Annotated in this window: 23 protein-coding genes; 6 read left to right on the forward strand and 17 right to left on the reverse strand. The window is 46.4% G+C overall.

What is annotated here, in order from left to right; all coding sequences use genetic code 11:
* The first annotated feature begins 132 nt into the window (after positions 1 to 132).
* The 4 genes from leuS (at position 133) to ACMXYV_RS15585 (ending at position 4,693) form a co-directional block, all read left to right on the forward strand.
* Positions 133 to 2,724: a leucine--tRNA ligase gene (gene leuS / locus ACMXYV_RS15570; protein ID WP_415889365.1), complete on the forward strand. Its 2,592-nt coding sequence runs from the start codon at positions 133 to 135 to the stop codon at positions 2,722 to 2,724.
* Positions 2,725 to 2,748: 24 nt separating this feature from the next.
* Positions 2,749 to 3,258 carry an LPS assembly lipoprotein LptE gene (gene lptE / locus ACMXYV_RS15575; RefSeq protein WP_415889366.1) on the forward strand — a complete coding sequence of 170 codons (510 nt, stop codon included), beginning with the start codon at positions 2,749 to 2,751 and terminating at the stop codon, positions 3,256 to 3,258.
* Positions 3,259 to 3,264: 6 nt separating this feature from the next.
* Positions 3,265 to 4,287 carry a DNA polymerase III subunit delta gene (gene holA, locus ACMXYV_RS15580; protein ID WP_415889367.1) on the forward strand — a complete coding sequence of 341 codons (1,023 nt, stop codon included), beginning with the start codon at positions 3,265 to 3,267 and terminating at the stop codon, positions 4,285 to 4,287.
* A 154-nt stretch (positions 4,288 to 4,441) separates the two neighbouring features.
* Positions 4,442 to 4,693, forward strand: coding sequence for a c-type cytochrome (locus ACMXYV_RS15585; RefSeq protein ID WP_415891457.1), 252 nt, complete (start codon positions 4,442 to 4,444; stop codon positions 4,691 to 4,693).
* 17 nt (positions 4,694 to 4,710) lie between these two features.
* Here the strand turns inward: ACMXYV_RS15585 and ACMXYV_RS15590 are convergent, their stop codons facing one another.
* From ACMXYV_RS15590 to ACMXYV_RS15665, 16 genes are all read right to left on the reverse strand, one after another.
* Complete coding sequence (locus ACMXYV_RS15590; protein WP_415889368.1) at positions 4,711 to 5,283, reverse strand: lysophospholipid acyltransferase family protein; 573 nt, start codon at positions 5,281 to 5,283, stop codon at positions 4,711 to 4,713.
* Between the two features lie 21 nt (positions 5,284 to 5,304).
* Positions 5,305 to 5,697, reverse strand: coding sequence for a hypothetical protein (locus ACMXYV_RS15595; RefSeq protein WP_415889369.1), 393 nt, complete (start codon positions 5,695 to 5,697; stop codon positions 5,305 to 5,307).
* Between the two features lie 82 nt (positions 5,698 to 5,779).
* Positions 5,780 to 6,217 carry an OsmC family protein gene (locus tag ACMXYV_RS15600; RefSeq protein ID WP_415889370.1) on the reverse strand — a complete coding sequence of 146 codons (438 nt, stop codon included), beginning with the start codon at positions 6,215 to 6,217 and terminating at the stop codon, positions 5,780 to 5,782.
* Between the two features lie 257 nt (positions 6,218 to 6,474).
* Positions 6,475 to 7,458, reverse strand: a complete 984-nt coding sequence (gene lipA, locus ACMXYV_RS15605) for a lipoyl synthase (RefSeq protein WP_415889371.1) — start codon at positions 7,456 to 7,458, stop codon at positions 6,475 to 6,477.
* Between the two features lie 6 nt (positions 7,459 to 7,464).
* The gene (gene lipB, locus ACMXYV_RS15610) at positions 7,465 to 8,112 is read right to left on the reverse strand and encodes a lipoyl(octanoyl) transferase LipB (protein ID WP_415889372.1); all 648 of its coding nucleotides are present in this window, start codon (positions 8,110 to 8,112) and stop codon (positions 7,465 to 7,467) included.
* The gene (locus ACMXYV_RS15615) at positions 8,112 to 8,390 is read right to left on the reverse strand and encodes a YbeD family protein (RefSeq protein WP_415889373.1); all 279 of its coding nucleotides are present in this window, start codon (positions 8,388 to 8,390) and stop codon (positions 8,112 to 8,114) included. The genes lipB and ACMXYV_RS15615 overlap by 1 nt, the downstream gene beginning before the upstream one ends.
* Before the next feature lie 9 nt (positions 8,391 to 8,399).
* Positions 8,400 to 9,266, reverse strand: a complete 867-nt coding sequence (locus ACMXYV_RS15620; RefSeq protein ID WP_415889374.1) for an aminotransferase class IV — start codon at positions 9,264 to 9,266, stop codon at positions 8,400 to 8,402.
* A gap of 80 nt (positions 9,267 to 9,346) precedes the next feature.
* A complete protein-coding gene (locus ACMXYV_RS15625) occupies positions 9,347 to 10,504 on the reverse strand; it encodes a D-alanyl-D-alanine carboxypeptidase family protein (RefSeq protein WP_415889375.1) in 1,158 nt (385 codons plus the stop codon).
* Positions 10,505 to 10,608: 104 nt separating this feature from the next.
* Complete coding sequence (locus tag ACMXYV_RS15630) at positions 10,609 to 11,439, reverse strand: septal ring lytic transglycosylase RlpA family protein (protein WP_415889376.1); 831 nt, start codon at positions 11,437 to 11,439, stop codon at positions 10,609 to 10,611.
* Between the two features lie 18 nt (positions 11,440 to 11,457).
* The gene (gene mltB, locus ACMXYV_RS15635; protein ID WP_415889377.1) at positions 11,458 to 12,669 is read right to left on the reverse strand and encodes a lytic murein transglycosylase B; all 1,212 of its coding nucleotides are present in this window, start codon (positions 12,667 to 12,669) and stop codon (positions 11,458 to 11,460) included.
* A gap of 81 nt (positions 12,670 to 12,750) precedes the next feature.
* On the reverse strand, positions 12,751 to 13,890 hold the full coding sequence (rodA, locus tag ACMXYV_RS15640; RefSeq protein ID WP_415891458.1) for a rod shape-determining protein RodA: 1,140 nt from the start codon (positions 13,888 to 13,890) through the stop codon (positions 12,751 to 12,753).
* Positions 13,890 to 15,797 (reverse strand): penicillin-binding protein 2, encoded by a 1,908-nt coding sequence (gene mrdA, locus ACMXYV_RS15645; RefSeq protein WP_415889378.1) that lies wholly within the window; start codon positions 15,795 to 15,797, stop codon positions 13,890 to 13,892. The genes rodA and mrdA overlap by 1 nt, the downstream gene beginning before the upstream one ends.
* A 15-nt stretch (positions 15,798 to 15,812) precedes the next feature.
* Positions 15,813 to 16,280, reverse strand: a complete 468-nt coding sequence (gene rlmH / locus ACMXYV_RS15650) for a 23S rRNA (pseudouridine(1915)-N(3))-methyltransferase RlmH (protein ID WP_415882511.1) — start codon at positions 16,278 to 16,280, stop codon at positions 15,813 to 15,815.
* Between the two features lie 8 nt (positions 16,281 to 16,288).
* The gene (rsfS, locus tag ACMXYV_RS15655) at positions 16,289 to 16,621 is read right to left on the reverse strand and encodes a ribosome silencing factor (protein WP_415889379.1); all 333 of its coding nucleotides are present in this window, start codon (positions 16,619 to 16,621) and stop codon (positions 16,289 to 16,291) included.
* Positions 16,622 to 16,630: 9 nt separating this feature from the next.
* Entirely contained in the window at positions 16,631 to 17,281 is a 651-nt protein-coding gene (gene nadD / locus ACMXYV_RS15660; RefSeq protein ID WP_415889380.1) for a nicotinate-nucleotide adenylyltransferase, read from the reverse strand.
* A gap of 8 nt (positions 17,282 to 17,289) precedes the next feature.
* On the reverse strand, positions 17,290 to 18,546 hold the full coding sequence (locus tag ACMXYV_RS15665; protein WP_415889381.1) for a glutamate-5-semialdehyde dehydrogenase: 1,257 nt from the start codon (positions 18,544 to 18,546) through the stop codon (positions 17,290 to 17,292).
* 212 nt (positions 18,547 to 18,758) lie between these two features.
* On the opposite strand from ACMXYV_RS15665, the gene ACMXYV_RS15670 reads away from it, so the two are divergent.
* Both ACMXYV_RS15670 and ACMXYV_RS15675 read left to right on the forward strand, forming a co-directional pair.
* Positions 18,759 to 20,357, forward strand: a complete 1,599-nt coding sequence (locus ACMXYV_RS15670; protein ID WP_415889382.1) for a hypothetical protein — start codon at positions 18,759 to 18,761, stop codon at positions 20,355 to 20,357.
* Between the two features lie 27 nt (positions 20,358 to 20,384).
* The gene (locus tag ACMXYV_RS15675) at positions 20,385 to 20,726 is read left to right on the forward strand and encodes a 5-carboxymethyl-2-hydroxymuconate Delta-isomerase (RefSeq protein ID WP_415889383.1); all 342 of its coding nucleotides are present in this window, start codon (positions 20,385 to 20,387) and stop codon (positions 20,724 to 20,726) included.
* An 85-nt stretch (positions 20,727 to 20,811) separates the two neighbouring features.
* Here ACMXYV_RS15675 and rnr read toward each other — a convergent pair whose 3' ends face one another.
* Positions 20,812 to 23,463, reverse strand: coding sequence for a ribonuclease R (rnr, locus tag ACMXYV_RS15680; RefSeq protein ID WP_415889384.1), 2,652 nt, complete (start codon positions 23,461 to 23,463; stop codon positions 20,812 to 20,814).
* Between the last annotated feature and the right edge of the window lie 129 nt (positions 23,464 to 23,592).

Raw genomic sequence — 23,592 nt, forward strand, 5'->3', positions numbered from 1 at the left:
CCACCTCGTTTTTAGCAGAAATGCTGTTTGCCCTCTTGTATATATTGTATGCTATGCCCCAATTAGCAAACTTTTATTAACCGGCGTCAATTAGATGCCGGTTTTTCATCATAGGCATAACGATTCACGAACATGAACGAACAATATCGCCCTCAGAAGATTGAACAAGCCATCCAGAAACACTGGCAAGATAACGACAGCTTCAAATGTGAAGAGGATCTGCAGAAAGAAAAATTCTACTGCCTGTCCATGTTCCCTTACCCAAGTGGACGCCTCCACATGGGCCATGTTCGCAACTACACCATTGGCGATGTAGTTTCTCGTTACCAACGCATGCAGGGTAAAAACGTACTTCAACCAATGGGTTGGGACGCTTTCGGCCTTCCTGCAGAAAACGCAGCGATGAAGAACAACGTTGCCCCTGCAAAATGGACCTATGAAAACATCGATTACATGCGTAACCAGCTACAGCAAATGGGCTTTGGTTATGACTGGAACCGTGAACTAGCAACTTGTCACCCAGAGTACTACCGCTGGGAGCAATGGTTCTTCACTAAGCTGATGGACAAAGGCTTAGTTTACAAGAAAGAAGCTGAAGTAAACTGGGATCCTGTTGACCAAACCGTACTTGCCAACGAGCAGGTTATCGATGGTCGCGGCTGGCGCTCAGGTGCGCTAGTTGAGCGTAAGAAGATCCCTCAGTGGTTCCTTAAAATCACAGATTACGCAGACCAGCTACTGGAAGATCTAGACAAACTAGATCAATGGCCAGAGCAGGTTCGTACTATGCAGAAGAACTGGATCGGCCGTTCTGAAGGTGTTGAGCTTATGTTCGACGTTGACGGTTACGGTGAGCTAGAAGTCTTCACAACGCGTCCAGACACGCTAATGGGTGTTACTTACGTTGCCGTTGCAGCTCAACACCCACTTGCACTTAGAGCTGCTGAAAACAATCCAGAGCTTGCTGCATTTGTTGAAGAGTGCAAAAACGTTAAGGTTGCCGAAGCTGATATGGCAACGATGGAAAAGAAAGGTATGGCACTTGGCATCACTGCCACTCACCCACTAACGGGTGAAGAAGTACCTGTCTGGACTGCTAACTTTGTGTTGATGGATTACGGTTCTGGCGCAGTCATGTCTGTACCGGGCCACGATCAGCGCGATTGGGAATTCGCGACTACGTACGGTTTGGATATTAAACAAGTTATCCGTCCACTAGACGATACAAACGTTGATCTAAGCGTAGAAGCGTACACAGAAAAAGGCGCTTTGGTTAACTCTGGCGCTTACGACGATCTTGAATTCGACGTTGCCTTTAAAGCAATCGCATCTGACCTAGAAGCGAAAGGCAAAGGTAAAGTTACCGTTAACTTCCGTCTTCGTGACTGGGGTGTATCCCGTCAGCGTTACTGGGGTGCTCCAATCCCTGTAATCAACTGTAAAAGCTGTGGTGCAGTTCCAGTACCAGAAGATCAGCTTCCAGTTGTACTTCCTACAGAAGTTGAGTTTGATGGCAGCGGCTCTCCAATCAAGAAGATGGAAAGCTTCATCAACACAACCTGCCCTAACTGTGGTGGCCCAGCTGAGCGCGAAACCGATACATTCGATACATTCATGGAATCTTCTTGGTATTACGCGCGTTATGCTTCTCGTAGCAGCGAAAATGCCATGCTTGAGCCTGAAAAAGCGAACTACTGGCTTCCAGTAGATCAGTATATCGGTGGTATCGAGCACGCGATTCTTCACTTACTGTACTCACGCTTCTTCCACAAGTTGATGCGTGATGAAGGTCTGGTTGATAGCGATGAGCCATTCAAGCGCCTACTTTGCCAAGGCATGGTATTGGCTGACAGCTTCTTCCATGAAGATGAGAACGGTGGTCAGGTTTGGATTTCACCATCCGACGTTGACATCAAAACTGATGAGAAAGGTCGCGTAGTTAGCGCAGCTCATCGTACGACCGGTCAGGCACTACAGCATGACGGTATGTCTAAGATGTCTAAGTCTAAGAACAACGGCATCGATCCTCAGGTGATGATCGACAAATACGGTGCTGATACGGTTCGCCTATTCATGATGTTCGCAGCACCACCAGAGCAATCTCTAGAATGGTCTGATACAGGTGTTGAAGGTGCTCACCGCTTCCTTAAACGCCTATGGAAGCAGGTTCACGATCATCTAAAAGTTGGCGGTTCTACTGTTGCGATCGATAAAGATAGCCTAACTGATGTTCAGAAAGAACTGCGTCTGAAAGTTCACTCAACGATTCAGAAAGTATCTGACGATATGGAACGCCGCCAGACATTCAACACTGCAATCGCTGCCGTGATGGAACTGTCTAATACTATCGCTAAGTTTGTTGATATCAGCGAACAAGGCCGTGCGGTTATGCAAGAAGCTTTAGAAGCAGCTGTACTGCTTCTAGGCCCAATCGTTCCACACATCAGCCACCAGCTATGGATTGAACTAGGTAACGAAAGCGACGCCCTAACGGCTGCTTGGCCACAGGTTGACGAAAGCGCACTAGTTCAAGACACCATTCAACTGGTTGTACAGGTTAATGGTAAAGTTCGTGCGAAGATCAACGTTGCTGCCGATGCAGACGAAGATGTTGTTCTTCACACAGCACTAGCTGACGAAAACGTTCAAAAGCACATGGCAGATAAGACGATCCGTAAGAAGATTGTTGTACCTGGCCGTCTAGTGAACATCGTAGTTGGTTAATTAGTGCGGATTAAGGAGCAGATCATGGTCAAACAATGGCAATCATTGACTGGAAAAATCATTCTGTTGCTCACTCTGTGTGGCTTCATGAGCGCATGCGGCTTTCAGCTACGCGGCGCTCAAGAAGTATCTGCGGACAAGCAGCAAGTAACGATTATCAAAGGCAATGCCAGTGGTGAGCTGCTCAAACACTTACGCCAGAACATGAAGTTCAACGGTATCAAAGAAGTCTCTGGTGCCCCTTATCAAATCCAACTAAGCAATCATCGCTACAAACGTCGTGCTGCGACCATCAGTAGCAGTGCCGATGTGGATGAGTATGAGCTATCAGTAGAAGTTGTGATGCTAGTAGCAGACCAACAGGGTACACCTGTTACCTCTGATATTAAGATCCAACGCGAGCGTATTTATACCTACGATAAAAACGCCGCAGCAGCGAGTTCTGAACAAGAAGAGCTATTGCGCCGCGAGCTTTATAACTCCGTTGCACAATCAATTCTTCGCCGCTATCTGGCTAAAAACAGCGCTCAATAAGCCAGTATGAAACTGCGCCCAGAGCAACTTAGTGGTCATCTTAAAAAAGGTTTGTCACCGGTTTATCTAATTACCGGTGATGAGCCCTTACTCTCTGAAGAGAGTAGCGATCTTCTTCGTCAATACTTGCAACGACAAGGCTTTAGCGAACGCGAAGTTCTGCACGTTGATGGCAGCTTCAGCTGGGAATACCTGCTCGAATGCGCCAATGCACTTTCCCTATTTGCAGAAAAGAAGATTATTGAGCTGCGCCTCGGTAGCAGTAAGCTAAACAAAAAATCCAGCGAAATTCTGCGCGAATACCTCGACAATCCAGCGCCGGATAACATCCTGTTCATCATTGCCGACAAACTCGATGGCACCGCTAAAAAGAGCGCTTGGTTTAAAGCGATCGATAACACCGGTGTAATTGTTGAAGTGTGGCCCGTAGAAGCTGAGCAACTACCCAACTGGATTCGTCAGCGCTCAGCGCAGATCGAGCTAAAACTAGATGATGAAGCGATTCAACTGCTTTGTGATCGCATTGAAGGCAACCTATTGGCTGCAAAACAGGAACTGAGCAAACTCAGCCTACTGTTTCCTAACCAAGTCGTTACCGCCGACGATGTCATCAATGCCGTATCTGATAGTTCGCGCTACGATATCTACGGTCTATCAGACGCGGCTCTTCAAGGCCAAGCTTCACGCTGCTGCAAGATCCTTCAAGTACTGCGTCAAGATGGTACCGAGCCTCCTGTGGTGCTTTGGGCGCTATCAAAAGAGCTTCGTTCCCTAGCAGCGATTCAACAAGCTCAGAACAACGGTCAATCCTTCGATGCTGTCTGCCAACGCGAACGTATCTGGGGCAAACGTAAACCATTAGCTCGCAAAGCCTCACAACGCATTAGCGGTGTTCAGATCAACCAAGCCCTACAGCAATGCGCCGAAGTTGATAAGATCGTTAAAGGTATGGCTGTTGGCGACGCTTGGTTGCTACTCACGTCAATCTCGCTAACATTAGCCGGGCAAGCACTCGCACTTCCTAATTAAGCATTCAAGAATACCTAGTTTCACCACTCTTCATCAGCTATCATGCGGTTATATATCAATGAGATAGATAACCATGCGTCCACTCGCCTTAGGCTTTATTTGCACAACAGTACTTCTACTAAGTGGCTGCGACAGAGAGACCCCACCTGAGAGAATGAAATCTGGGGAAGATCTTTATGGTTACTATTGCAAAGATTGTCACGCCAAACATGGCCCCGGAGCAAATATGGAAAAATTTGCTGGTAAAGAGCCAATGGAAGCTTACAAGATCATCTTGATGATCAAATATGGCTACAACAAGGATAAGCACAGCATGCCTGTTTTTGATCAGCTGTCAGAGCAACAAGCGGATGCTGTTGCTCAATACGTGGTTAAACTCCAACATTCATATATGACAGCTAAGTAAGCTACCCCTGGCGCTTATTACTTAGTGGGATGCAGATAATCCCCGTACTGCTCAAAAATCTTTGCCAAATCGGCCTCATAATCGCCACTGGTTTTGAAACTACCTAGCACTCCGGCCTGCTTTTGTTTGTAATCGATAAAGCCTAAGGCGATCGGTACTCCCGCCCCATGAGCGATATAGTAGAAACCGGATTTCCACTTATCCACCTTAGAACGTGTGCCTTCGGGGGACATCATAATCCGCAGTTCAGCATGCTGATCAAACTGCTGCACAGTCGCCTCGACCATATTATTCGACTTACTACGGTCAACAGGAATTCCTCCCATCCATCGCATCAAACCGCCAAAAGGAAATTTAAAGATACTATCCTTTCCCACCCAATAGAGCGGTACATCGAGAGAAAAAGCGACCATCAAACTAAACGGCATGTCCCAGTTAGTAGTATGGGGAGCACCAATAACAATGCACTGTTTTAACTCTTTTGGGATATTACCCATAACCTTCCAACCCAACAGCTTTAATACAGTTCTAGAGAACCAGCGTAAACATGGCTGAACCACAGGGGTAGAAAACATCGTTTTATGTAACATTACATCCCCGATAAAAGGCGTTTAATGGGACTCGATAGCTATTATTTTAGCCTGACCATCAGCAGTTAGCGTCAGGTTTAACTTTACCTGAAACCAATCCTTCGAAATTTCTACATCCTTAGCACTGATTGACTCATACCACTGTTGATCGCCAATCTGCCAATCGATCTGCGCTGTCTCTCCACGCAGTGGTCGCGCTTTAAATCGAAATGCGCAAAAACCATTTGGAGCAACCTGCTGACATACAATTTTACTTCTTGTGGATAAAACTTCGATCCGAACACTCGTTAAAGTTTGATTAGATAGGTTAGTTACAGTGATTTGATCGAGCTGGGTAGGTTTGCTTATTGGCTGCACATTTTGAGTACAACCCGATAGCACTAATAAGATAAGAGGAGTTAGAAATTTGATCATAGGGGCAGTATAACGAGTTGCCGCTAAGGAGTTAATGCCCTAGTTAATACCTCCAGAGTTACAGCAACTCGCTCCATAAAACCTACCCAATATATTGATGCAGAACCTCAGTCTCTAACTTAATATTGTCATGCAGTGGGCAGCGCTCGCAGACTCTATTTAGAAACGCTATTTTTTCCTCTTCACTCAGATCAGCATCGATCTGTGCTTCTACTTTAATGGTCTGAAATCCAACACGGTCTAGCGTTTCTTTACCCATCAATCCCAGTGGGTTTAGATCGCCATCTACCTGGATCTGCATGCTACGTAGTTCGATCTTTTCCTGGTTCGCAGCAATTCGTGCGATTGAGCCGATACAACCCGCTAAAGAGAAGAGGAAATACTCTAGTGGAGTTGGGCCTTCGTTTGTGCCACCGCTCGCCTGCGGTTGATCGATCGTTACTTTATGATCACGAATATCCGCATGGATTGCCCAACCAGCTTTCATATTGGCAGTAACAGAGATGGTTTTAGTACTCATAATTAACCTTAGTTTTAATCTTTACTGCCTTAGGCAGCATTAATATTAGATATATCTAATATATAGATTTAAAAGTTATATGGATAAGAACAAATAGATATAAGAGCGGTGAGTCTAAGAACCAATATCTTCTGCAACTACCAAAACCTAATAGAGATTCCAGCCTGTGCTGGAATGGACTCGGGCCACTGGCAATAAAAAAGGCCGTTCTAGGAACGGCCTTTGTGGATAACTTAAAGTTAAAGGAGGTCAGGACATTAACCTACCTTTTCACCCTTCGCTTGTAGATCAGCATGATAAGAGGAGCGAACCAGAGGACCACACGCGGCATGTTTGAAGCCAAGCTCTTTTGCAATGCGGCTAAACTCATCAAACTCTTCAGGGGTCACAAAGCGCTCTACCTTTAGGTGTGAACGGCTTGGTTGCAGATATTGACCGATTGTCAGCATATCTACATCATGAGCACGCAGGTCTTTCATTACCTCGATGATCTCTTCATTGGTTTCACCAATGCCAACCATCAAGCCAGACTTCGTACGTACTTCTGGGTTCTTGGCTTTGTACTTTTTCAGCAAGCGCAAAGACCATTCGTAATCTGAACCAGGTCGTACCGCTTTATATAAACGCGGTACAGATTCCATATTGTGGTTAAACACATCTGGCGGGGTTTCAGTAAGAATATCAATTGCGATATCCATACGACCACGGAAGTCAGGAACAAGTATTTCCATCTCGATAGATGGAATCCGTTTACGCGTTTCGCTAACACAGTTAGCAAAGTGCTGTGCACCACCATCACGCAGATCATCACGGTCTACAGAGGTAACAACCACGTAGCGTAGTTCCATATCTGCGATTGCCTCTGCCATCTCTCTAGGCTCGTTCTCGTCTAGCGCATTTGGACGGCCATGAGCTACGTCACAGAATGGGCAACGACGGGTGCAGATATCACCCATAATCATGAAGGTCGCTGTACCATGACTAAAGCATTCGCCTAAGTTTGGGCAGCTTGCCTCTTCACATACAGACGCCAGCTTATGCTTACGCAGTTTCTGTTTAATACGATCCACTTTCGCACTGGATCCCATTCGCACACGAAGCCAATCTGGCTTACGCGGCATATCTTCTTTTTCAGTTGGAATTACCTTAATCGGAATTCGATCAACTTTATCGGCGCCACGCAATTTAACGCCTTGCTCTACCCGCTTCTTCTTTGTTTCTTTATTGTTATCTAATGACATCTAGGCTTAATCCAGAGTAGTTTGTCGAGTGACTTCTTTATACCCTAGCTTGGTAATAAGGATATCCAGAAGACGCTGCGTTGCCTCAACCTGATCAAGGTCAGAAGTTAACGCGCCAAGTTGTGTCATCGCCATACCGGCATAGCCACATGGGTTGATTCTTAAAAAGGGTTCTAGATCCATAGCGAGGTTAAATGCCAAACCATGGAAAGAACATCCTCGGCGAACCCTAAGGCCTAAGGATGCTATTTTACTATTATCCACATAAACGCCGGGCGCATCCGGCTTAGCGTAAGCGTCTATGCCATAGGACTGTACTGTTTCAACAATGGATTCTTCCATAATCGAAACCAACTCACGCACGCCTATTTTCTTACGCTTTAAATTCAGTAACAGATAGATAATTGCCTGCCCAGGCCCGTGATAGGTGACTTGACCACCACGATCGACCTGAACAACTGGAATATCACCCGTACCTAGTAGGTGTTCCTCTTTACCTGCTTGCCCCTGTGTAAACACAGGCTCATGCTGCAGCGACCAAATCTCATCCACTACTGCGTCATCACGCTCATTAGTGAAATCCTGCATCCGCTGCCATGTTGGCTCGTAAGGCTGCAAGCCTAAATCCCTGACAATTAGCTGATCAGGGTTCATCAGATCACCATTTTTACGCGATCAGACGCGATTAACGCTTCGTGCAGAGCTTTAAGCTGCTCGACACTCTGCGCTGTAATTTTAAAGCGTACGGATTGGAATGTGCCTTTACGGCTATCCTGCAAAGTTACCTGAGAGATATCCAGATCCGGAACATGAATCTGCACAATTTCGATAACGTGACCGCGAAAATCTTCACTATTTACCCCAACTACTTTAATTGGATAGCCAGGACATGGAAATTCGATCTTTGGCGGTTCTTGCTGCTTGTCTGTCATAAACTATTTCTAATTCTCTGTTGGCTTACCGGTCATCAACTGGCGTTGATACTCAGAAAACTTTTCAAAAATTTTCCGCCAAACCGGACCTTTCTGACCATCACCAATCTGATGACCATCAACTTCAATTATAGGCACTATACCTCGGGTGGAACTGGACACCCAAACTTCATCCGCAGCCAGTAACTTAGCATAATCAATATCAATCTCCTGATATTGGATCGCATACTGGTCTGACAATTCGAGAATAAGCTCTCGGGTGATACCACCTAATATTTCTGAACTGCGCTTAGGGGTATAGAGCACTCCGCGCTTTACCAAAAACAGGTTGCAGGCTGAGCCCTCTGTTAATCTTTCATCACGGGAGAACAGCGCCTCATCTACACCTTCATCTTTAGCTTGCTGTAACACTAATATATTAGGTAGCAAGCAGGTGGATTTAATATCGCAACGATGCCAACGCAGATCTTCTGTGACAATCGCTTTTAAGGGCACAACGTCATCACAGCCCGCTTGCCAAATATCTTTGATCGGAGAACAACAAGCAAATACCGTCGGTTCTAAGCTATCATCGTAAGCGTGACTGCGCTTACCAGCACTACCGCGTGTAACCTGCAGATATACCGATAAATTGCCCCCACCATTCAACTCAACCAGTTGATTCATGATGGCTATCCAGTCACAGTTACTTTTGATTCGTACCGCGCGCAAACTGTGCTCTAAACGATCAACATGTTCCTGCAGGCGAAACCCTATCCCTTGATAGTACGGAATCACCTCATAAACACTGTCCCCAAACAGAAAGCCGCGGTCAAAAACCGAGATTTTTGCTTCCTCTTGGGGGATGAACTCGCCATTCAGATAGACTGTATTCATATCACCTAAACGCAAATGCCCACATCTACGTTTATAGATGTGGGCATCCGTGCAGTTTTAAAGGGCAACGCTAAATGCGTTTAGCCAATTAAGCTAGTAAAGAACAGTAGGATGGCATGCCAAATACGCTTTAATAAGCCTGCCTCTGGCACCGCTTCCATCGCTACTAATGGTACTTCCGTTACCAATTCACCATCTAATGTAACGCGGACTTTACCCAACTCCTGACCTTTCTCGATCGGTGCTGTGATCACTTTGTCCACATCCATTGTAGCTTGTAATTTATCTGCCTGACCGCGCGGGATGGTCACTGTCAGTGAATCTTCGATACCCATACGAAGCTGATCAGATACACCTGACCATACCTTAGAGGTATTCAGTACCACATTACGCTCATATAGCTTGTGTGTACGGTAATAACGGAATGCATAAGACAGTAATTTCTGGCTCTCACGTGCACGTGCTTCTTCATCGCTCGTACCTAGAACAACAGAGATCAAACGCATACCGTCGCGCTTAGCTGATGCAACCAAGCAATAGCCTGCGGCATCTGTATAACCAGTTTTTAGGCCATCTACAGTCTTATCGCGCCATAACAGCTTGTTACGGTTTGGCTGACGAATCTTGTTGTAAGTGAAGTACTTCTCAGAGTACATACCGTAGTGCTGCGGGAAATCCTGAATAATCGCTTTCGCAAGCAAGGCTAAGTCAAATGCAGAAGAAACATGGTTATCACCCGGAAGACCCGTCGAGTTTTCGAAATGCGTGTTATCCATGCCTAGAAGGCGTGCATGCTGATTCATTAGATCAGCAAAGGCTGCTTCGCTACCTGCAATATGTTCAGCCGCAGCGACAGACGCATCGTTACCAGATTGGATAACAATACCTTTCATCAAGTCGCCAAGACGTACCTGAGTACCCTCACGGATAAACATACGTGAACCTTGGGTACGCCAAGCTTTTTCACTCACGAGCACAAGGTCATCTTCAGCAACATTACCTTTTGTTAGCTCATATTCGAGAATGTAAGCCGTCATCATTTTTGTCAGACTGGCTGGCGCAAAACGTTCATTCTCATTTTTAGACGCGATAATCTTGCCGGTGTCTGCATCCATCACCAGATAAGCTGTCGCAGCGATTTGAGGTTCTGCCGGAATTAGACGCGCAACCGCATGCACTTGGAATGCAAACAGAGTCAAAAACAGTACAGAAAAAAACTTGGAAGCCTTATTAAACATTGTTTTCCAGAATCTATTTTTTAGAAATGAAGACCCGCCAGATCATCACTTTCTTAGGTTTTAAAAAGTCCACTTAAACGCCGTGGATAACTCTACTCAAGCGCTTAAGGGAAGTCCACCAGCCGAGGGTTCTTATGCCCCATCTGCTCTACTTTTTGGGTTAATTCCGTCAACGACGTATCCTGCTTCAACGGCCCAATCTGCACACGGTATAAAGTACGGTTATTGGTCGTTGTTGGACGAATCAACACCGCCAGTTCCGGCAGCAGTGGACGTAGCTGGCTTTCCACATATTCTGCCGAATCTCTATTGGAGTAAGCACCCACTTGCAGGTAGCGCCCTGCAATATTGGCAACAGACTGTGGTGCAGCCGCTACAACCGCACCAGATTTCTGCCATGCTCGGGGGTCAATCGCTTCTAAACGAACGTTACCTGTACCGTGTTTCAGAATATCTAACTTAGATGCCGCAGCATAAGACAAATCGATAATTCGGTTACCGTGGAAAGGGCCACGATCATTAACCCTGACAATCACCTGACGATTATTCGCCAAGTTAGTAACTTTCAAATAAGTCGGGATAGGCAAAGATTTATGCGCCGCCGACATCTTATACATGTCATAAACTTCACCGTTAGAAGTTTTATGACCATGGAACTTCTTGCCGTACCAAGATGCTGTACCCGTTTCGTTGTAGCCCAACGAACTATTCATCACCCAATACTGTTTACCAAATACCGTATAAGGGCTTTTATTACCCCCACGACTCTTTGGCTCTACTTTTGGCACCGCATCTTTTACATGAGATACATCTACTGGACGATCAGGTGCTTTGTCGTGACGCATTGAATAGCGGCCACTATTGGTCGTATTGCTCGTTGAAGAACAGCCGACCAAAGCAATTGCCAATAGAACTAGACCAATTTTTTGCAGCATAGCCTACTCTTAAAATTATTATTTTTTAGCCACTTGGCCTGTTTCCGCTTTCTCATAAGCAGCTTTGATCTGCTCACTTAAGCGATAAACAGCCATTGCGTATAGCTTACTATGGTTGTAACGGGTAATAACATAGAAGTTATGCAGACCTAACCAGTACTGCTCATCTTCACCCATAACTAAGCGCATCAAAATCGCTTTACCCTCTGGATTCAAATCCAGTTGTGGCTGAACACCACGCGCCTGCCATTCGCCTAGGGTGTGTTTAGGGATCAAACCCTTACGGCCAACACTGTACCAACTTTCATCTCGTTCTTTCTGGAAAGACAGAGAGCTAATCACAGGCTCACCCGGCTTCCATTTATGCTCTGCAAAGTAATTAGCTACGCTACCAATCGCATCGCGCTTATTCTTCCAGATATCACGTTTACCATCTTCATCAAAATCGATGGCAAAGTTACGGTAACTAGACGGGATAAACTGACCGTAGCCCATAGCACCTGCATAAGAGCCTTTCAGGGAGGTAATCTCTACCTGCTCTTCACGTACCAGCAATAGGTACTCTTTTAACTGTCCAAGGAAGAATTCACTGCGGCGAGGATAATCGAAACCTAAAGTCGCTAGCGCGTCTAATACACGATAACTACCGGTGATACGGCCGTAGCGAGTTTCTACACCAATAATCGAAACAATAATTTCCGCCGGAACACCGTAGGCTTTTTCCGCATCCATTAACGCCTGACGGTTTTCCTGCCAGAACTGAACACCTTGATTAATACGTTTCTCTTTAAGGAAGATCTGGCGGTATTGCCCCCAATTCAAGGTACCTTCTGCAGGTCGAGAGATGGCTTTCAAAATAGAGGTTTGACGTTTAGCTTTACCTAACACTTCACGCAGGTACGCTTCGTCAAAACCTTCCGCTTTCATCTCTTCGATAAACTGCTGTGCACGTGGGTAATCTGCATAAGAGCCACCGCGAACAGCCGCCAATACCTCTTCCTGCGTCATTCGTTTCGTAGCTTTAGCTTTTGGCTTTTCAACCGCTTTAACTTCCGCTTTAGCCTCTTGCTTAACAGCGGCTACTTCTTTGGCTACAGCCTCTGATTTAACTACCGTTTGCGCTTTAGGTTTAACCTCTGTAGTTGGCTCAGCTGGTTTATCCGCAGCTACACAACCGGTCAGCAAAACACCTGCTGCAACCGCTGTTGATACAAGAAATGTAGATTTCATACCTGAAAAGCTCCCTTAAACACGTACAACATAAATAACTCCAATAACATCGGTCTATTACAAAATAACGCCGACACACTTCTACTTTAACAACATGGTGCGATAACTATGCACCGACATAATAATGCCAAATCCTGCCATCAAGGTCACAATCGATGTACCACCGTAACTCACTAATGGCAAAGGTACACCTACTACCGGTAGCAAACCACTCACCATGCCTATATTTACAAACACATAAACAAAGAAAGTTAAAATCAAACTACCAGCTAGCAAACGACCAAAACTATCGGGCGCACGGGCGGCAATCACCAAACCACGCGCAATAATTAACAGATAAAGAGTTAATAATATTAGAACACCGATTAACCCCATCTCCTCAGCCACAACCGCGATTATAAAGTCGGTATGAGATTCTGGAAGGAAGTCCAACTGTGACTGAGTTCCGCTTAACCAACCCTTACCCGAAATACCACCAGATCCAATCGCTGTTTTCGATTGGATAATGTTCCAACCGGAGCCAAGCGGATCACTTTCGGGATCAAGGAAGGTTAACACCCTTTGCTTCTGGTAATCCTTCATTACCATCCACAAACCCGGTAACGCAGCTGCCGCCAAACCTAAAGCTGTAAAGATATAACGCCATAGAATCCCTGAAAGCAGCAGTACGAATACGCCCGAAGAGGCGATCAATAATGAAGTACCCAAATCCGGCTGTTTCATAATCAGCACGGTTGGAATACCCACCAGCATTAAACTGATAAAAATATGCTTAAAGCGCGGCGGAAGAGGCCTATGCGCCAGATAAAATGCAACCGTTAGCGGTAACACCAGCTTCATAATTTCGGAAGGTTGGAACCTGAAGCCAGGTAAGGCTATCCAGCGCTGAGCACCTTTAGCGCCAACACCAAACAGTATTACGCAAACCAGTAGCGCCACACCTATCAGGTAGAGTGCGGGCGCCCACCGTCCAAGGAATCTCGGGGTAAACTGCGCCAAGACAATCATGACGAAGAAACCAACCCCCATACGGATCGCCTGACGCGTGACATAACCCATATCTTGGCCTGAGGCGCTGTACAGAATAAATAAGCCAAAGCCACATAGAGCGAGTAACAGCAACAGTAACCAACCATCTAAGTTGGTGTAACTCCACAAACTTGGACGCTGGCGCAGATGATCGTGCGCCTCTGGCATATAACGCTCAAATTCACGTCCCATCATCGCGCAGCCACCTCCGGTTCTACCTCTTCTGCAAAAGGATCAATACCTAGCAGATAGGCATCCATGACCTGACGCGCGATAGGCGCTGCTGTACTAGAACCGCCACCGCCATTTTCTACAATCACCGAGATCGCAATTTTCGGGTCATCAATAGGCGCAAATGCTACAAATAACGCGTGGTCACGGTGAATCTCAGCCAACTTTTCAGCATCGTACTCTTCATCCTGCTTGATACCGACAACCTGAGCTGTACCGGTTTTACCAGCAATGTCATAAGCTGAATTAGCACCTGAGCTACGTGCAGTACCTCGTTCACCATGCATTACTTCGCGCATGCCTTTGATAATGTCATTCCAATGTTTATCGTTATTTAATACAACATCAGGAAGTGGACGTTTAACCCCCGTTATATCAGGCATGTATAAACTTGGCTCTTCACCCTCTTTCGCTTCTTTTATGCCCTGCAGCATCCGTGGTGAATGCCAAGTACCACGATTTGCTACAACCGCTGTCGCGGTTGCTAACTGCAATGGCGTTGCAACAAAGAAGCCCTGACCAATACTCATATTCAGCGAGTCACCGGTATACCAAGGCGCTTTACGTGCACGCTTTTTCCACTCACGCGAAGGCAAGATAGCACCAATCGCTTCCGGCAGGTCCAAACTGGTTACTTGGCCAAAACCAAATTTACCCAAGTAATCAGACATCGGATCCACACCCATTTTATGGGCAACATCGTAGTACCAAACGTCACAAGATTGCGCCAGAGAGTCATACATATCAACCCAACCATGACCCGTCCTTTTCCAATCCCTATATTTACGTCCACCACGCGTAATTTGGTAGAAACCGGGATCAAAAACCCTATAGGATGGCTTTACTACACCTGTATCGATCGCAGCTAAAGCAACTATCTGCTTAATGGTTGAGCCTGGAGGGTAACCGCCTCGAATGGCACGGTTGAACAACGGTAAATCTCTCGATTCCCTTAATGCCGAATAATCCTTCGATGAAATACCCGTCACGAACAGGTTCGGGTCGTAAGCAGGGGTAGATACTAAGGTTAGAATACCACCCGTTTTCGGGTCCATCGCTACAACCGACGCACGCCGACCTTGCAGCAGTTTTTCTGTAATTTGCTGAAGCCTCAGATCCAGATGAAGCACCAGATCCTTACCCGGTTTCGGGTCGGTCTGCTCCAGAATTCGCATGACACGACCACGGGCATTCGTTTCTACTTTTTGAAAACCCACCTCGCCATGCAATTGATCTTCATAGAATTTTTCTATACCGAGCTTACCGATATAGTGAGTCGCCGCATAATTATCCTGATCAACTCGCTTCAGCTCTTTTTCGTTGATACGGCCCACATACCCCATAGCATGAACTAAAGACTCACCGTAGGGGTAGTAACGTATAAGCTCAGCTTCTACTCGCACACCCGGTAAGCGATGGTAATTAACCGAAATTTTCGCTATCTCTTCTTCCGTTAAACGGAAACGTACGGGGACCGATTGAAATGGACGACGGCGCTGTTTTAAGCGTTTTTTAAAACGCTCCACTTCACGATCAGTAATGGGGATCAATGCTTGCAGATCGACCAGGGTTTTCTCAATGTCTTTCACCTCTTCTTTCAGAAGCGTGACACTGTAACTAGGGCGATTATCCGCTAACAGCACCCCATTGCGGTCGTAGATTAAACCTCGCGTCGGCGGTACTGGCTGAAGTTGGACACGGTTATCTTCCGACATCGCCACATAGCGGTCGTGTTCAATAACCTGAAGATAATAGATACGCCCAAGTAGAATCCCGAGCATAATGACCACGATAAAAAACGCCAAAGCCGCACGAAACTTAAATGTGCGGCTTTCTTTCGAGTGATCCTTGAGGCGCTCTGCTGCCATATTCCTAGCGTTCTTCTACTTGTGGTAAGGATGTCCCTGAATGACCGTCCAGGCACGATAAAGTTGTTCTGCCAACATCACCCGCACAAGCGGATGCGGTAACGTCAGTGCAGACAACGACCATTTCTGATCTGCCATTGCAGAACAACGGCTATCCAGACCATCCGGGCCTCCAATGAGTAGACTGATATTACGGCCATCCATACGCCAGTCTTCCACTTGTGACGCCAGTTTTTCGGTTGACCAGTTTTTACCTAACACTTCCAAAGCAATAATTCGGTCGCCTTTAGGTATCGCTGCCAACATCTGATCTCCTTCCTGCTTCTTAGCACGAGCTACATCACTGCTCTTACCTCGATGCCCTAACGGAATTTCGATCATTTCAATCTGAAAATCTGCAGGTAGACGCTTGGTATATTCCTGATAACCTTCGTTTACCCACGAAGGCATCTTGCCACCCACAGCTATGATCCGGATTTTCATAAAAAGTTCTACGCTTCTGCGTCAACGCCCCACAGGCGTTCTAGATCATAGAAGTCACGCGCATCAGGCATCATTACATGAACAACTACATCGCCTAAATCCACAAGAATCCAGTCGCTTACGCCCTGACCTTCAGAGCCGAGTGGCATCACGCCTGCTTCTTTCAGCTTAACAACCACTTCTTCGCCGATAGACCCAACATGACGCTTAGATGTACCGCTCGCGATTACCATGTAATCAGTTACGGTTGAACGACCACGGACATCAAGATCGACAATCTCTTTGGCCTTCATATCTTCTAGTGCTGTGTGCACTAGTTCTAAAACTTTTTCAGCTTGCATTATTTCACTTCAGTTAGTTAAACCGTATAAACGGTTATCTTGAATATATTGCCAGACCCCATCTGGAAACAGATAACGAGGCGACAAGCCCTGCGCTATGGTTTCGCGGATCTGCGTTGCTGATATCCCTAAGGGAGTCAGCTCATGAAACAGTACTTTGCCCGCCGGTAGCGCCATCGCCTGTTCCAAGTTTTGAGCCTTATGCTCATCTGTAAATTCTTTGATCTCACCATCTGTAGGCAGATCGTAACCGGGCCGCTTTACCACTACGATATGACAGTAATCGGTAAATTTATCCCATTCATACCAGCTGGGTAACGTCATATAAGAATCCATACCCATGATCATAAAGATTGGGCATTGATCACCTAATTCAGAACGTAATCCCTGCAATGTCAGGAATGAATAAGAAGGCTGCTCAGAACTGATTTCTCGATTATCAGCACATAAGCTTGGCTCATCGGCTACCGCCAACTTCACCATCTCTAAACGTTGTTCAGAGGTTCGACCTGGCGTTGCTCTGTGCACTGGGGTTTTAGAGGGGATCAAACACAGCTGATCCACGCCTAGCCAATGCTGTAATTCCAGAGCAGTTCTCAGATGGCCATTATGGATGGGATCAAAAGTCCCACCCATAAAAGCAAAAGCGTTCGCTTTCATAATCTAAATTACTGACGGATGTGACCATCACCTAGTACAACGTACTTCTCGGAGATCAATCCATCCAATCCTACCGGCCCACGTGCGTGAATCTTGTCAGTAGAGATACCAATTTCAGCACCTAGACCGTACTCAAAACCATCCGCAAAACGGGTTGAGGCATTAACCATTACCGAGCTGGAATCTACTTCACGCAAGAATGAACGTGACTTAGTATAGTTCTCAGTAATGATCGAATCTGTATGGTGTGAACCGTAACGGTTGATATGACGAATCGCTTCATCCATATCGTCCACCAGTTTTATTGCCAAAACTGGTGCTAAGTATTCGGTTACCCAATCTTCTTCTGTCGCTTCATTGATGAATGGCAACAACGCTTTAGTTCGCTCACAACCACGCAGCTCAACACCTACCGCCTGATAGCGTTCCGCAAGTTCAGGTAGCACTTCTGCAGCAATATTGGCATGTACCAATAACGTTTCCATGGTGTTACAAGTGCCGTAACGATGTGTTTTAGCGTTCAGAGCAACGTTCACGGCTTTGCCTTTATCCGCCTGCTCATCAATATAAACATGACAGATACCGTCCAAGTGCTTAATCACCGTCACTTTAGCATCGCGGCTGATGCGCTCAATCAAGCCTTTACCACCACGAGGAACAATTACATCCACGTATTCTGGCATTGTAATCATCTGACCAACCGCTTCACGGTCAGTCGTTTCAACAACTTGTACTGCATTTTCAGGTAAGCCCGCAGCACTCAAACCTTTACGGATGCACTCAGCTACCGCTTGGTTGGAATGAATCGCTTCTGAGCCACCACGAAGAATCGTCGCATTACCGGATTTTAGGCACAGACTTGCTGCTTCAACCGTTACGTTTGGACGAGACTCATAAATAATACCGATCACGCCTAGCGGTACACGCATTTTACCCACCTGGATACCACTCGGTAGGTATTTAAGATCAGTGATCGCGCCTACTGGATCTGGTAAAGCGGCAACCTGACGTAGACCCTCGATCATAGTATCGATACGAGCATCGGTTAGCTCAAGGCGATCTAACATGGCATCGTCCAAACCGTTTGAACGACCATTGTCTAAGTCTTTTGCATTCGCTTCACGCAATGCCGGTCGGCTACTATCGATAGCTTCAGCCATTGCCAACAACGCCTGATTTTTTAGGTTAGTGTCTGCTTTAGCGACTAGGCGCGCCGCTGCACGGGCATTTTCACCTAGCTGAATCATATATTCTTGTACGTTCATTGCTGTCCTTCCTATCGATAAGCCCTTTATTATAGCGTCAGGGACACTTGGGTTATACCTCTAATGCAAATCATATTCACCCTCGGTAGAATGACCTGTTATTATTTGCCCCTGCATCCGTTTTTGAGTTAACACTGACTGTGACTAACAACGCCAAATCAAAGCCTAATTTCAGAAGGAATCTGACGCTCTCCTTAGGCATAGTGCTATTGGTGGGTTTTATCGTCAGCATTCTCTACATGCACTTAGCTACCAGCCGACAGGCTGTGCATGAGACGCAAATCATCGGGCAAAACATCGCTAAACAGAGTGAACTTCTGATCCGCCCACTGCTTCTCTCTGATGATCGCGTTAGTCTTAACTACTTACTCAGCGAATTAACCCAACTTGAGTATGTTGGCGGCCTGCATGTACAAGATGCAAATGGCTTCACTCTTGCTCGAGCAGGCAAATCCAGCCAGCAGACCTTGCAACAACAGCTAATTCAACAAGAAAAGACCATCGGCACTGTAACGATCTGGCTAGACAGCGGCCCTGTCGAGCAACTACTGCGCAGTCAACTATGGCCTTTACTGATCATCGCTATCTTCACCGCAATTTTACTACTGACAACCAGTTGGTTCTTTACCCGATCAGATAAATTCATCCCTGAAAGCAGCACAGATGAAGAAGAAAAGTTTGAGCCTTCTTTCTCCGATACGTTGGCTACTCAGACGCCTGCTGAAAGCACACCTCAAGAGATTGCCGAATACACTGTAACTATTGACTCCGCAACAGCAGAAATCAGTGACTGCGAAACCCAAGAACAGTTCTTGGCTAAAAGTACTCTTACCACTAGCGAAACTGCACCTGTTATCAGACCGTCTGTAGAGACAGAAGATATCATTCAAGACGCCCCTATAGCTGAGCCTGAAACCGCGCCCGAAGCTATATCTGAAGTGCAAGCACCCAACCAAAAGGCGTCTGATCTACTACACACACACGAATTGGTCGATCTACTCAAGCCAGCGCCCAGCACTGAACAACAGATGCCCAAATTTGAGCATCAACCACAGCAATTCGATGAGCCCGAAACGGTTTCAAGCACGGTCGAAACGCTAGTGCTTGAAGAAGAGCCCGTGGGCGCAGAGGAACCCCACACACCTCTACGCGAAAACCCACTGCTAAAAAGCATGAATGAGCGCCATGAGGAGCAGCTGGACCTTTACAGCTTCGAACAAGAGCTAGAACTGATCCTAACGCCACAAGATGCCATCTATTTGTTCTATATCGATGCTAATACTGCCAGCAGCGATAACATGGAGCCTGACGAGAAGGCTACACTGCTGAATGTTTACCATCACTTGGCGAAACAGGTCGCACGTATCTATAACGGTGCCTGCGAACAGCTGCCAAATAACGATATTCTGCTGCGTTTTGAATTAAGAGACGAAAAGGACAGCCACGGCATAAACGCTCTGTGTGCAGGCCAGCTATTCAACCTTCTATACAAAGGCTTTAACCACTCAAGAATTCGTGGTTTCCAGCCGGTACTTAGTCTGCAGATGTCTTTATCCCGTGGACACCATGATAAGCATGACCTGGTAAAGGAAGAAGCTCACTTCCTGACACGTACTACTAACAGCAACGATTTAATCAGCCATACCGCGCTAACCGAAGCCCCTTTACTGAAAGAGGCGATGCTGCAAGAAGCCGATATTAGGCGCGAAGATGAAGACAAAGTATTGCTGCTTAAAGTCACACCTAAGCATCAAACATTGCTACAAAAACAAGCCAACCACCTGTTAACCAAGATCTTTAAAAAGTCTTAATTCAGACAGTTAAAAAGGAGCTATCCATTGCCACACTTAATCATCGAATACTCCAAGCAAATTGAAGATAAGGTTGATATCACAACAGTCATGGAAAAAGCTTTCCAAGGTGCTCTCGCAGCCAACCTTTTTGCTGAAAAAGACATTAAGGTCCGCGCAAATGCTTACGAGCAGCATATGAATGGCGCAGGACTTAATGGCTTTATCCACATTTCATCGCGAATTTTAAGCGGTCGTAATACCGAGCAGAAAACCCAACTAACTCAAGCGGTTCTCACAGAGCTCAAAACACTCGGCTTAGAAGGCCTTTCGATTACCGTCGAAGTGCTGGATATAGATCGCGATAGCTACGCAAAACATATCGCTTAAGCCTAAAACGCCAATCCAATAAAAAAGGCGCTGCAGATAACTACAGCGCCTTTCTTTCAAAGATTCAATGCTTCGTGAAAGCAGCCTAGTTACGCTTTGGCTTTTTCACTTTTAAACCTTTCTGCTTACCTTTCAATTTAGGCTTAGCCGTAGCCTTACGCTTTTTAGACTTCTTGCTCTTGCCCCCACTTGGACCGGAGAATTCCATCAATTCGCGTTCTGCAGAAGATAATTCTTTACCATGATTTGGTTGAGCTTTAGCGATACGCTTTTTAGGCGCGCCCTCAGCCGTTGCCGCTGGCTTTTTACGAGATTTCTTTAATGCATCTCGCTTTGAACCCTTTCTAGGTTTACTGCGCTCTTCATCCTTAGCTGGACGATGCCCCCACTCGTGCTTGTGACCTGGCAGCTTTTTATCACCTTTAGAAGACGGACCGCCGATCTTACCTTCAGCTAACAGCTGACGCGTGGTTTTCTTTTTCTTCACTGGCTGATGATCGATCAGTTCAAAATCGATCTTCCGTTCATCCAGATCCACACGCGCGACTTTAACGCGTAAACGATCACCCAGCTTGAAGACTTTACGAGTACGCTCACCCACTAAGCGCTGCTTAGCCTGATCAAATACGTAGTAATCACCCGGTAAACCGGTAATATGCACAAGGCCTTCAACAAACAGCTCATCAAGCTCGACAAAGACTCCAAAGCCGGTAACGGCAGCAATCACGCCTTCGTATTCGTCACCGACATGCTCCTGCATGTATTCACACTTAAGCCACGCCACTACATCACGAGTCGCATCATCTGAGCGACGTTCCGTCATAGAACAGTGCTCACCCAATTGCAGCAGTTGCTCCATGCTATAGCTGCATGCAAAATCTGCATTTTGAGTAAAATCATCCGGGCGCTTAATCGCTTTATCCTGACTTTCAGAATGGATACGGGCACGAATTAAGCGGTGCACCAATAGATCTGGGTAACGACGAATTGGCGAGGTAAAGTGAGTGTACGCAGAGTATGCCAAACCAAAGTGACCTTGGTTATCAGGGCTGTATACCGCTTGCTGCATCGAGCGCAGCATCATGGTCTGAATCAAATGACGATCAGGGCGTCCCTCAATCAGCTCTGCTAACTCTTGATAATGAATCGGCTCAGGCTTTTCACCACCCGCCAAGTTCAAGCCTAACTCACCAAGGTAAGCACGTAGATTTTGTAAGCGCTGTTCTTTAGGGCCTTCATGGACACGGTAGATCGCCGGCACTTTAAGCTTGCTCAGGAAGCGCGCGGTTGCAACGTTCGCACACAACATGCACTCTTCGATCAACTTATGCGCATCGTTACGGTAAACCGGAACGATCTGATCGATCTTACGATCTTCACCAAAGATCATCCGCGTTTCAGTGGTATCAAAGTCTATTGCACCACGGATTTCGCGCGCTTTACGCAAAGCAAAGTAAAGGCTGTATAAGTCTTCAAGATGAGGAACCACATCGGCGTATTCAGCACGCAATGCTTTTGATTCTTCCTCTTCTGGCTGCATCAGCATCTTGCCAACCTTGGTGTAGGTTAGACGCGCATGAGAGCTGATTACCGCCTCATAGAATTGATAACCGGATAGATTGCCTGATTCACTGATCGTCATTTCACAGACCATCGCCAAGCGATCTACCTTAGGGTTTAACGAGCATAAGCCGTTCGATAACAGCTCCGGCAGCATCGGTACAACAAACTCTGGGAAGTAAGTTGAGTTCGCGCGCTGATAAGCTTCTTTATCTAGTTCGGAATCTGGTCGCACATACCAAGATACGTCCGCAATCGCGACCCATAAGCGCCAGCCGCCGGACTTTTTGCGTTCAGCATACACCGCATCATCAAAGTCTTTAGCGTCTTCACCATCAATAGTAACAAGCGGCAGATCACGTAGATCAACACGATTAGCCTTGGCACTTTCTTCAACTTCAGCAGTCAGCTCGCCGATCTCTTGGCGAACAGTTTCTGGCCATTCGTGCGGAATTTCGTAGTTGTGGATAGCAACGGTGATTTCCATACCCGGCGCCATATGATCACCTAGCACTTCCGTCACTTTTGCTTGTGGCAATTGACGCTTACTTGGCTGATTGATCAACTCAGCAACAACCAACTGACCATCTTTGTAAGTTAACGGTGTTTCAGCCTCAGGATCAGGAACAATCATGATCTCTTGCGTAATACGCTGATTTTCAGGACGAAGATAACCAAAACCATCCTGACCACTAAAACGCCCTACCAATTTACGGGTATTACGCTCTAGTACATCAACGATCTTACCTTCACGACGACCTTTAAAATCGACGTTGGTCTCTTGCACTAAAACTCGATCACCATCGAATACTTGGCGCATTTGACGAGGACTTAGCTTGAGATCATCACCACCCTCTTCTGGCTTAACAAACCCATAACCATCTCGATGACCAATGACACGACCTTTGATCAGCGACATCTTATCCATCAGCGCAAATTCATTACGGCGATTACTCATCAACTGACCATCACGACACATCGCCTTCAATCGGAAGAAGACAGCATCACGACTCTCTGGATCCCAGACACCTAAACCTTCACACAGCTGCGCATGTCCAATCGGCGCACCCCACTCCTGCATGTACTGCAGAATGTAATCGCGGCTCGGTACCGGGTTGGAATACTTCTCCGCTTCCGCTGCGGCTTTAGGGTCACTTTTAGTCCAATCTTTACTCATAGAGTTCTCAAAAACGAAATGGCTAGGGCATTTATCTAGCTAGAATAACACGCCAAAGGCTTTCTTTTAGGATAGCACCGCTTAAAGCGATGATTTACAGGCAATTTAAACGAAAAGAGCCGGCAAATG

The organism is Neptuniibacter sp. SY11_33 (assembly GCF_047778025.1).
Lineage (GTDB): Bacteria > Pseudomonadota > Gammaproteobacteria > Pseudomonadales > Balneatricaceae > Neptuniibacter.

Coding starts and splice junctions, on each gene's coding strand:
- leuS (WP_415889365.1), top strand. CDS start 133: ATGAACGAACAATATCGCCCTCAGAAGATTGAACAAGCCATCCAGAAA.
- lptE (WP_415889366.1), top strand. CDS start 2,749: ATGGTCAAACAATGGCAATCATTGACTGGAAAAATCATTCTGTTGCTC.
- holA (WP_415889367.1), top strand. CDS start 3,265: ATGAAACTGCGCCCAGAGCAACTTAGTGGTCATCTTAAAAAAGGTTTG.
- ACMXYV_RS15585 (WP_415891457.1), top strand. CDS start 4,442: ATGAAATCTGGGGAAGATCTTTATGGTTACTATTGCAAAGATTGTCAC.
- ACMXYV_RS15590 (WP_415889368.1), bottom strand. CDS start 5,283: ATGTTACATAAAACGATGTTTTCTACCCCTGTGGTTCAGCCATGTTTA.
- ACMXYV_RS15595 (WP_415889369.1), bottom strand. CDS start 5,697: ATGATCAAATTTCTAACTCCTCTTATCTTATTAGTGCTATCGGGTTGT.
- ACMXYV_RS15600 (WP_415889370.1), bottom strand. CDS start 6,217: ATGAGTACTAAAACCATCTCTGTTACTGCCAATATGAAAGCTGGTTGG.
- lipA (WP_415889371.1), bottom strand. CDS start 7,458: ATGTCATTAGATAACAATAAAGAAACAAAGAAGAAGCGGGTAGAGCAA.
- lipB (WP_415889372.1), bottom strand. CDS start 8,112: ATGAACCCTGATCAGCTAATTGTCAGGGATTTAGGCTTGCAGCCTTAC.
- ACMXYV_RS15615 (WP_415889373.1), bottom strand. CDS start 8,390: ATGACAGACAAGCAGCAAGAACCGCCAAAGATCGAATTTCCATGTCCT.
- ACMXYV_RS15620 (WP_415889374.1), bottom strand. CDS start 9,266: ATGAATACAGTCTATCTGAATGGCGAGTTCATCCCCCAAGAGGAAGCA.
- ACMXYV_RS15625 (WP_415889375.1), bottom strand. CDS start 10,504: ATGTTTAATAAGGCTTCCAAGTTTTTTTCTGTACTGTTTTTGACTCTG.
- ACMXYV_RS15630 (WP_415889376.1), bottom strand. CDS start 11,439: ATGCTGCAAAAAATTGGTCTAGTTCTATTGGCAATTGCTTTGGTCGGC.
- mltB (WP_415889377.1), bottom strand. CDS start 12,669: ATGAAATCTACATTTCTTGTATCAACAGCGGTTGCAGCAGGTGTTTTG.
- rodA (WP_415891458.1), bottom strand. CDS start 13,890: ATGGGACGTGAATTTGAGCGTTATATGCCAGAGGCGCACGATCATCTG.
- mrdA (WP_415889378.1), bottom strand. CDS start 15,797: ATGGCAGCAGAGCGCCTCAAGGATCACTCGAAAGAAAGCCGCACATTT.
- rlmH (WP_415882511.1), bottom strand. CDS start 16,280: ATGAAAATCCGGATCATAGCTGTGGGTGGCAAGATGCCTTCGTGGGTA.
- rsfS (WP_415889379.1), bottom strand. CDS start 16,621: ATGCAAGCTGAAAAAGTTTTAGAACTAGTGCACACAGCACTAGAAGAT.
- nadD (WP_415889380.1), bottom strand. CDS start 17,281: ATGAAAGCGAACGCTTTTGCTTTTATGGGTGGGACTTTTGATCCCATC.
- ACMXYV_RS15665 (WP_415889381.1), bottom strand. CDS start 18,546: ATGAACGTACAAGAATATATGATTCAGCTAGGTGAAAATGCCCGTGCA.
- rnr (WP_415889384.1), bottom strand. CDS start 23,463: ATGAGTAAAGATTGGACTAAAAGTGACCCTAAAGCCGCAGCGGAAGCG.